7 protein-coding genes and 1 pseudogene are annotated in these 9,348 nt (G+C 68.7%); 6 read left to right on the forward strand and 2 right to left on the reverse strand.

Annotated elements, in window-relative coordinates; translation table 11 throughout:
- Positions 1-1,411 precede the first annotated feature (1,411 nt).
- The gene (locus tag BCD48_RS19050; protein ID WP_071049797.1) at positions 1,412-2,020 is read right to left on the reverse strand and encodes a TetR/AcrR family transcriptional regulator; all 609 of its coding nucleotides are present in this window, start codon (positions 2,018-2,020) and stop codon (positions 1,412-1,414) included.
- Between the two features lie 371 nt (positions 2,021-2,391).
- Between BCD48_RS19050 and BCD48_RS53825 the strand changes: the two genes are divergently transcribed.
- Entirely contained in the window at positions 2,392-2,781 is a 390-nt protein-coding gene (locus BCD48_RS53825) for a hypothetical protein (protein WP_241841853.1), read from the forward strand.
- A gap of 488 nt (positions 2,782-3,269) precedes the next feature.
- Here the strand turns inward: BCD48_RS53825 and BCD48_RS53830 are convergent.
- Positions 3,270-3,584, reverse strand: a pseudogene (locus BCD48_RS53830) (anti-sigma factor); the annotation flags it as partial.
- A gap of 1,223 nt (positions 3,585-4,807) precedes the next feature.
- On the opposite strand from BCD48_RS53830, the gene BCD48_RS19060 reads away from it, so the two are divergent.
- The 5 genes from BCD48_RS19060 to BCD48_RS19080 are packed head-to-tail and all read left to right on the forward strand — an operon-like array spanning position 4,808 to position 9,171.
- Positions 4,808-6,304 carry an ATP-binding protein gene (locus tag BCD48_RS19060; RefSeq protein ID WP_071049799.1) on the forward strand — a complete coding sequence of 499 codons (1,497 nt, stop codon included), beginning with the start codon at positions 4,808-4,810 and terminating at the stop codon, positions 6,302-6,304.
- 3 nt (positions 6,305-6,307) lie between these two features.
- On the forward strand, positions 6,308-6,718 hold the full coding sequence (locus tag BCD48_RS19065) for a roadblock/LC7 domain-containing protein (RefSeq protein ID WP_071049800.1): 411 nt from the start codon (positions 6,308-6,310) through the stop codon (positions 6,716-6,718).
- Positions 6,715-7,089, forward strand: coding sequence for a DUF742 domain-containing protein (locus tag BCD48_RS19070; RefSeq protein WP_071049801.1), 375 nt, complete (start codon positions 6,715-6,717; stop codon positions 7,087-7,089). The genes BCD48_RS19065 and BCD48_RS19070 overlap by 4 nt, the downstream gene beginning before the upstream one ends.
- Positions 7,070-7,714: a GTP-binding protein gene (locus BCD48_RS19075; RefSeq protein ID WP_071049802.1), complete on the forward strand. Its 645-nt coding sequence runs from the start codon at positions 7,070-7,072 to the stop codon at positions 7,712-7,714. Before BCD48_RS19070 ends, BCD48_RS19075 begins: the two co-directional genes overlap by 20 nt.
- A gap of 2 nt (positions 7,715-7,716) precedes the next feature.
- A complete protein-coding gene (locus BCD48_RS19080) occupies positions 7,717-9,171 on the forward strand; it encodes a cytochrome P450 (protein ID WP_071049803.1) in 1,455 nt (484 codons plus the stop codon).
- Positions 9,172-9,348: the final 177 nt, after the last annotated feature.

Genomic DNA, 9,348 nt, shown 5'->3' on the forward strand with positions numbered 1-9,348 from the left:
GCCCCACTCTCGGACGATCATGGCGTAGGAACCTCGATCATCCCGTGGGCGCCGCGTCCGCCCGTTCCCGGGGCCGGCCCGACGGCAGCGCCCCCGCTCTCCCGCCGCGCGGAGTCGCAGAAGACCAGATAACAGCCCAACCCGACGATCCCGCGGCCGACCAGGCAGAAGCTGATCAGACACACGGCGGCCGTCGCGGGCCGGTACACCCGGCAGCCGTAGCCGCTACAGGCCCACGACGCCAGCCGACACGCCGCCCACGACTTTGTCGCAGCCCTGCGTCCGCACGGTCAACCTCATCGACCCGCCGGCCGCGCTGCTGCGGCCCGGAGTGATCGCCCGTGCGCTGTGGCGGGGCCGGGGCGGACCGGCGGGGCCGGGGCGGACCGGCGGCGCCGATGCCGGTCAGCCGTCCGTCTCCGGCGGCAGCATGACGACGCCACCGATCGGAAGGAACGCCGCAGGAGTGAGAAGCCCCCAGCCTGGGTGTTGCGGGCCACCACAACGCACGACGACCCCGCCGCAGCCGTGATCTTCGGCCACCGCGGCCTGACCACCCCATCGCCCACCTGACCAAGGAACGCATCAAGCGCGGACCCGCCCTCGGCGGCTTGATCGACAAATACGAACGCGCCGCGCAAAAGCCCAGCCCAAGTGATCGTCGAGGCGACCACGCCGGTTGATCATGTACGAAAAATGTGTCCGAGGGGGGCTTGAGCCATTACCCCACCGCCGGTCACCCTTTCCGGTCAGCTCGTTCTCCCAGGTCAGTGACCATGCCGGCTTGCGCCGGCACCCTGTCCTGATGAGGATGTTGGTGCCGTCCGGTCCGACGTCGTCCCGCCTTGGTGCCTGCGAGCCCGTAGGTCAGTGTGACGCGGAGGTCCTGAGGAATCCTGTCCTGCTGCCACGAGCGCGTACCTCAGAATCTTTGGTGACAGGTCCTCCCCGGGCGGTCCGTGTGGATCACTGATCGTAGGGAGAGAGGAGACCGCCTTCCGTCCTGAGCAGCCATCCGCCTGAGCACCTGGGAGGGGCGGAATCAAGTGGTCATGGCGACGCATGACTTTCCAGCAATTCGGCGAAAGCCTCGATCGGCTTCGCCAGTTCGTCGGCGTTCGCCCCCTCGTCGACAATCTGGCGCGCCACCCGAATCCTGATCGATTCCAGTGTTCCATGGTCGAGTTCCGGCCGTCGGTCTCCCGCACACAATGATTAAATCGCGGCAGTCCCGCTATGTCTAGATATTTTCATTCCCATTAGTAACTCGGTAGCAAAACCGCAGGCCATGGCCCCAAGTCGAGTTCTGGCACGCTACAGGCAGTAGGACGGCGCCCCGGTCGAAGAAATCCCACGCCGCCGGGCCATAAGATACAGGCGCGTTATCCTGGCGATTGCCGACGCCGCGCCGTCACGAGGAAGTTTCAATGCCGGTCATGAGAATGTGGTAGAAATATTGGGCAATTTCCGGGGCCGTGCACTTCCCGCCGGGGCGGTACCACTGATAAGTCGAGCCACACATACCCAGGATCGCCATCGCGGTCAGGTTCGGGTCGGCAACCGTGAACACGCCTTCGGCCACTCCCCGGTCGAGGACGTCGACAAGCATTCCTCGGTAGCGGTCGGTCTGCTCAGCGATTTTTCCGCGGATGAGTTCAGGAAGCTCTCGATGGCGCTCGACATAGATACGCATGTGGCCGGGATGAGTCTCGGTCAGCGAAACCAGGTCGGTCATCATGGCCAGCAGCAGTCCGCGCGAGTCAAGGGCGCCCTCACTCAAGCGACTCTGGTGTGCATTGATAACCGGCTCGATCATCTCCTGCTGCATCTGCCCGAGCAACTCATCCTTGCTGCTGAAGTAATAGTAAAGCGACGCCTTACGAATCCCGACGTGTTGCGCGATGGCCTCCATGGATGCCTCCTGGTAGGCGCGCCGCTCGAACAGATCGCCTGCCGCCTTCATGATCTGCGCCCTACGAGAATTCGCCGGTAATGGAGCCTGCGCCCGCTCGTCCGCCACCGAGGACCTCCGTCCGTTCCCGCCGAATTTCTTCATTCTATGTGTGTCGAGGGCGGCCTCGTCGAACGGCCGACAGTTCGACGCGTAGATCCAGAGAGGTCGCGTCAGGCGGATGAGGGGCGGAGACCACCGACGATGAGGACCGCGCCGCCGAGCCGGACCGGGGCAGGCACTTTGATCATTTGAGCCCACGGATGCGGGAAACGACCGATGCCTCGTTGAGCTCATGTGCCGGCGGACGGTTGGACACGCCCCAGGCCGAGCGGCGGCCGGCACCGTTTGGAACGGTTCCAGCACACGCAGAGTGACGGACAGCTGGCTACTCGCGAGGCGGTCCACCGTTGCTGGCCTCCCAGTGGGCGGCCGGCCGGATGGGGAAGAAGGCCATCCGCGGTGTCGTCGACCACCCCGACCTGGAGCTGGTCGGCCTCTACGTCCACTCGCCGGACAAGGAGGGCAAGGATGCCGGCGAACTGGCCGGCATCGGCCCACTTGGCGTCCTCGCCACACGCGACATCGAGGACGTCTTAGCGTTGAGGCCCGACTGCGTGCTCTACATGCAGGAGGGCTTCGATCTCGATGATATGACGCGGCTGCTGAGTTCGGAATCAACATCGTCACCACACGCAACGAGTTCTTCTACGCCGCGGCGATGGATCCGGCCATCCGGCAGCGTGTCGAGCAGGCATGCCAGCAGGGGGTCACGTCGATCCATGCGACCGGAAGCAGTCCTGGCTTCAGTACAACCACGATGCCACTGACGCTCGTCTACCCCATGCGAAGGCTCGACGAACTCACCATCGATGAGTACGCCGATATTCCGGCCTCGGTGGGACCCGACATGATCACCAAGGTCATGCGCTTTGGCGCGCCAGTTCACCATGACGAGCTGGACCCGCGGCTGTTGCAGGGCACTGCCGAGGGCTACCAACAGTCGCTCACCGCGTTCGCCGACGCGATCGGCCTGCCGCTTGACAGCTTCGAGGTGCGAGGGGAGATCGCGCGCGCCACCGAGCCGACCACGCTCTCGGACGGCTCCGTGATCGAGAAGGGCACGATGGCGGCCCAGCGAATCACGGTCGCAGGCCTGCGCAATGGCAGGCCGTTTCTGAGCTTTCGGGCGCATTGGTTCTGCACAACGCATCTCGACCCAGACTGGAACATCACCGGCGAGGGCTGGCTGTTCACGACCAAGGGCGACGCGCCCATGCAGGTCCGTGTGACATACGGAAGGACGGACGAGGGCTACGGCGAACGTGTCCCTCGACGGCGGCTCGCCGTCGAGGCTGTCGACCGAAACGGTCACCCGCATGCGGCCTGGCGACAGCGTGAAGACGCACTCCAGGGCCGATCCCGGGACCGCGGAGACCAGCAGCAGGGCGGAGGCCTCGTCCACGGCGATCCGCAGGTCCTCGATGTCGTCAAGGGTGAAGTCCGCCCGCGCGGCCAAAGACGCGGTCGCGGTGCGCAGGACGACCAGGTAAGCGCCGACGGCGGGGATGGCGAGCTGCACGACGTCGCCCAGGCCGTTGCCCGTGCCATCGCCTGAAGGCGTCGGATCCACGTTCTACCCCCAGTGCTGGGTCGTTCCGGCTCCGAGACTCGTCGCCGGCTTCGAGTTCGAGGCGTCCGCCGCCCGCCGGGCACATACCCGCCCAGTGGGCCCTCGCTCACATCATCCGGCAACCACGCTGCCGATTCGTCGCGGCGGGGGTCCGCCCCCCGACGCAGCTACGGCGAGGCCACCTGGCGCTCGGCGGGCTCGGCCCGGTCCAGTCGGCGACGGCTTAGCGGTCGGCGGTCAGACACCACGAGACCCAGCCACGGCGACGCGGCCGGTGTGCTGTTCCCTGCTCGCGGGGAACTTGACATCACAACCGTAGTACGGGTCACCAGACTCGGACCCAAGGTTAGCCACGACCGACACCGAGGCCACCAAACCGAACTGGTCGCAAAACAACGGCTGCCGTATTAGGCGCCATCTGTTGGAGGGCGGAGCGCCGGTCGGGCACATGGAGTCAGGCTGACGAGTCGGCGGGCGGTGCGGCGCCGGGATGCCCGACCAACTCGTCGGGCGGCATGGGCTATATGGCCAGGTCAGAACGGGTGCGCCGCCAGGGACTTGAACCCCGAACCCACGGACTAAGAGCGGATGGTCCTTGCAGTCTGTGTTGTCGCCGCCCGCGTGGACCCTGATGAACCACTGGGTGCCCGTGCTGAAGTGCGAATTCACATAAATGCCACACATGAGCGGGCGCCCCGCCCTGACCAGGTTGGCCGGGAGCGGACGTCGGCGACGGTGAGCGGGATGAGGCCGGGGGGCGCCCCCGGGCGTCGTTCCCTGTGGCCGCAGCCCTCCTCGGGCCGGCCCTGACGGCGTCGCCACGATCCGTACCAACAGCGAGAATGGGATGCCGTCCTGCCGGAAGGCCTCGACCGGCGCCCGGGTCCGCCCGCCAACCAGCGCCAATCCGACCCGCCGAAGTGGTGGCCATGCCACACGATGGATCCTCCGGTCCACGCGGATCCCTGCGGCGTGCGCCCGGCACATCCGGGCGCGGGCGCATTTCTGTCGCGTCTGCGGCCTGAGATAACGTGAGTCCTGTCCGGAGAGATATCAGAACCGCCGTATTCGAACACTGAGCAAGGTGGCCGCGTGCCCTGTCAGGACATCGCCGTCGGGCCCTCGGCGGCGCGCGAGTCTCTCCGCGGGCCGCGTCCGTGACTTCATCTCCCTGTCCCCGTCGGTTACCGACACACGCCCACGATCAGACCAAGGTTCTGCGAATGAAACGCAAGCGACCGTCACCTCGTCGCTCGGAAGGCGGCTCGTCCGTCGTCTTCGGCGCCCTGGTAGCAGCCCTAACCGCGCTCTGTACGGTGGCCGCGGTCCTTCTCGTCGCTCCGCGCGCCCGGGGCGCCGTTGCCGTGTGCGGCCTCGTCGCGGCGGTCGCGATCGGCTTGGCCTGCGCCGAGATCCGCCGCCGCGGGCACGAGATCGTCCAGCTGCGCCGTCGGCAGGCCGCCACCGAGCAGGAGCTCGTGCGCCGTCTGGAGATGCAGGAGGCCGAGACCAGCCGCCTCGCCGTCGAGGTGCTGCCCGCCGCGATCAGCCGGCTGCACCGCGGCGACTCGGTCGAGGAGGCGCTGTCCGGCCCCAGCAAGTCGCCCGCCCTCGGCGCCGCCTTCATCAAGGCGCACGACGACGTGGTCCGCTCGGTCCTCGAAGCGGTCAAGGCGGAAGAGGACCTGCGCGACTCCTCGCAGCGCGCGTTCGTCAACGTCGCCCGCCGCGTCCAGGCCATCGTGCACCAGCAGTTCCAGGATCTGCGCGAGATGGAGGAGCGGCACGGCGGGAGCCCCGACGTCTTCGACGACCTGCTCCGCCTCGACCACGGCACCGCGCTGATCGGCCGGCTCGCCGACTCGCTCGCCGTGCTCGGCGGATCCCGCCCCGGCCGGCAGTGGCAGCATCCGGTGCCGCTGTTCAACGTGCTGCGCGGCGCGATGTCCCGGATCACCGACTACCAGCGCGTCGAACTGCACTCGGTGGTCGAGGTCGCCATCTCGGGACCCACCGTCGAACCGCTCATCCACGCGCTCGCCGAGCTGCTGGACAACGCCACCCGGTACTCGCCGCCGCAGACGCGCGTGCACATGACGGCGGTCGAGGTGCAGTCCGGGATCGCGGTCGAGATCGAGGACGGCGGCGTCGGCCTCGGCGAGGAGGCCCGGCTGCGCGCCGAGCGGGTGCTCGCCGAGGTCAGGTCGGGCCTTGACCTCGCCGACCTCGGCGAGAACCCGCGCCTCGGCCTGTCCGTGGTCGGCCGGCTGGCGCAGACCCACCGCTTCAAGGTCTCGCTGCGGCCCTCGGCATACGGCGGCGTGCGCGCCGTGCTGATCATCCCACGCGACCTGGCCACTGCCGTGCCGCTGTCCGCGGCCAACCCGGGCGCCGCGGTCCGGGCGAACCCGAACAAGCCGGTGCCCGCCATCGCCCTGCAGCCGGAGGAGCCGCGGCAGATCGAGATCAACAACAACGGCCTGCCGCAGCGTAGGCGCGGCGTCACCGCCCCGCTCGCCGGAAGCGGGAGCCAGCGGAGCCTGACCGCGCCGCAGTCCGCCGCCCCGTCCCCGCCCGTATCGAGTAGCGGATCTGCTCCCGCCGCGCCGTCCCCGCCGCCCGGACTGTGGCTCGCCGCGTTCCAGAACGCGGTCTCCGGCGAGGGCACGAGCACCGAGCACGCCCTGACTGACGATGCGTCGAGCAAGGAAGGCGAGTAGTCGATGGACCACCTGCGGCCCAGCATGGACTGGATGCTCAAGGACCTTGCGGAGAGCGTGCCGGGCACCCGGCACGTCATTGTCCTGACCGCGGACGGCCTGCGCATGGCCCAGCACAACACGGATGTGGACACCGCCGACCGCCTCTCGGCCGCGTGCGCCGGACTGCAGAGCCTGTCCGCCGCCGTCGGCGCCGAGTTCCCGCAGGGGGACAAGCGCATGCGGCTCGTGGTGATCGAGGTGGGCGGGGGATTCTTCTACCTCATGGCGGCCGGCGCGGGCGCGTACCTCGCGGTTCTGGCCGACGAAGGGGTGGACGCTGGGTTGATGGGGCAACAGATGCGCAACCTGGTCGCACGCATCGGTGAGCATCTCACCAGTCCGCCGCGGATGGAGGAGAGGACGGCCGGGTGACCCCGTCCCCGATCAACGACGCGCCCTCCGCCTGGGAGGAGGGCGGCCCCGAGCGCCTGTACGTCCTCACCGGCGGGCGCGGCGCCTCGGGCCGCCGGGCCGACATTGACCTGATCACCCTCGTGGTGGCGCGGGCCGCGGCCCGGCCGGAGATGCAGCCGGAACACGCGTCCATCCTGCGCATGTGCCACTGGCCCCTGTCCATGGCGGAGATCTCGGCGTACCTCAAGCTGCCGTTCAGCGTGGTCGCCATCCTGGTCTCCGACCTGCTCAGGGACTCGCTCATCGAGGTGCGCGCCTCGGTGCGCATGGACGGAATCGGCGATCCTGAACTGCTCAAGGCGGTGATGAATGGACTCCAGAGGCTCTGAGTTGGCCGTCGGACCGGCGCGCGAGGACGCGCTGCCCGCCTCGGCTGCCACCGCGGTCAAGATCGTCGTGGTCGGCGGGTTCGGCGTCGGCAAGACGACCCTGGTCGGCTCCGTCAGCGAGATCAGACCGCTGACGACCGAGGAGACGATGACCGAGGTCAGCGTCGGCGTGGACGACGTCCGCGGGGTCGAACAGAAGGACGCGACCACCGTGGCCATGGACTTCGGCCGGATCAGCATCAACGAGCAACTGGTGCTCTACCTGTTCGGCACGCCCGGACAGCAGCGCTTCTGGTTCCTGTGGACCGGTCTGTTCGAGGGAGCCCTTGGCGCGGTCGTGCTGGTCGACACCCGGCGGCTCGAGGCCAGCTTCGACGTCATCGGACGGCTCGAGAACGGCGGCGTGCCGTTCATCGTGGCCGTCAACGTCTTCCCGGACGCCCCGACCCACCCGATGGCAGAGGTGCGTGCCGCGCTGGATCTGCCGGCCGCCGTGCCGATCGTCGCGTGCGATGCGCGCAGCCGGGCCTCGAGCCGGGACACCCTGCTGGCCCTCATGCGCTACCTGTACCGGCTGTCCACCCAGTCCGCGGCCCCGGTGGCCGCCTCAGCCGCCACGGAGTAAGCGTGTCAACAGTCATCCCCGAATCATCAGACGCGGAATCAGGCGCTGCGATCCCGCCGCCGGAGTGTCCGGCGCACGCGGCCTTCGCACAGGGTGCCGCACTGACCGCGCTCTACGGCCCGGAAGCGCAGCAGGATCCCGGCGCGATCTACGAGAAGCTCCGCGCGGAACACGGCGGGATCGCCCCGGTGGCACTCGAGGGCGGCGTCCCGGCCTGGCTGGTGCTCGGGTACCGGGAGAACATGGAGGTCGCGCGCACCCCGAGCCGGTTCACCCGGGACGCCCGGCTCTGGCGGGACTGGAACGAGGGCAGGATCGCCGCGGACGACCCGCTGCTTCAGCTCCTCGGATGGCGTCCCGACGTCGTGTCCTACGACGGCGAGGAGCATCAGCGGCTGCGCGCCGCGGTCAACGACTGCCTGACCAGGTTCGACCGGGGCGGCACCCGGCGGCACGTGCAGCGCTACGCGAACCAGCTGATCGACGGCTTCGTCGAGGACGGCCGCGCGGACCTGGTGACCCAGTTCGCCGCGCATCTTCCGATGCTCGTGCTGAGCCGGCTGGTCGGCCTGAGCGAGGGGTACGGCCGGAAACTGGTCGAGGCCATCGTCGGCATGGTCAGCGGCGGCGAGGAGGCGTACGCGCACAACCAGTACATCATCGGCGTCCTGCAGTCGCTGACCCAGGCGCGGCGCAAGGCCCCCGCGCACGACCTGGCGTCCTGGTTCATCCAGCACCCCTCGGGGCTGAACGACGAGGAGGTATTCAACCACCTGCGCCTCGTGATCGTGCTGGGCTACGAGGCCACGACGAACCTGGTCTCGAACACGCTGCGGATGGTGCTGACAGACCCCCGCTTCCGCGCGTCGCTCACCGGTGGGCTCATGACGCTGCCGGACGCGGTCGAGCAGATGCTGTGGGACGATCCGCCGCTGCTGGTCTGCCCGGCGCGGTTCGCCACACACGACATGCATTTCGCCGACAAGGAGATCCGCGAGGGCGACATGCTGCTGCTCGGTATCGCGGCGGGCAACGCGGATCCGGAGATCCGCCCGGATCCCGACGCGCCGATGCACGGCAACCGCTCGCACCTGGCGTTCAGCCGGGGCCCGCACGAGTGCTCGGGACAGGAGATCGCCCGCGCCATCACCGACACCGGCGTCGACGTGTTGCTCAACCGGTTGCCCGACCTGCACCTCGCGGTGCCGGAGGACCAGCTGACCTGGACCGCCTCGACCTGGTCCCGGCACCTTGACGCGCTCCCGGTCACGTTCGCCCCGCAGCGCCGCCTCGCCCCGTGGTCCGCGCAGGCCGCCCCGGCGGCCTCCCCCCCGGTCGAGCCGAGCGCCGCCAAGGACGCGCTGGCGGCGGTGGCCGAGGCCGAAGCGCAGGCCGAGTCGGACACCCGCGGCGGCTTCTGGGCCTCGCTGGTCGGCCTGTTCCGCCGTCGGCGCTAAGGTTTTCGCGGTCGGCTGACGTACCGCTCAGTGGCGCTCGGGAGCGATTCCCGGGCGCCACTCTTTTGTTTCCGACGCACCGTCAGACCTACATCCGCCAGTTGGGCGTTGATGTTGGGGTCTTGTAGATCGTCGTAAGAGAACAGGTGCCTGCCGCGCAGGGAGAATCGGGGTTCT

Origin of the sequence: Pseudofrankia coriaricola, from assembly GCF_001854805.1 — a bacterium.
GTDB lineage: Bacteria > Actinomycetota > Actinomycetes > Frankiales > Frankiaceae > Pseudofrankia.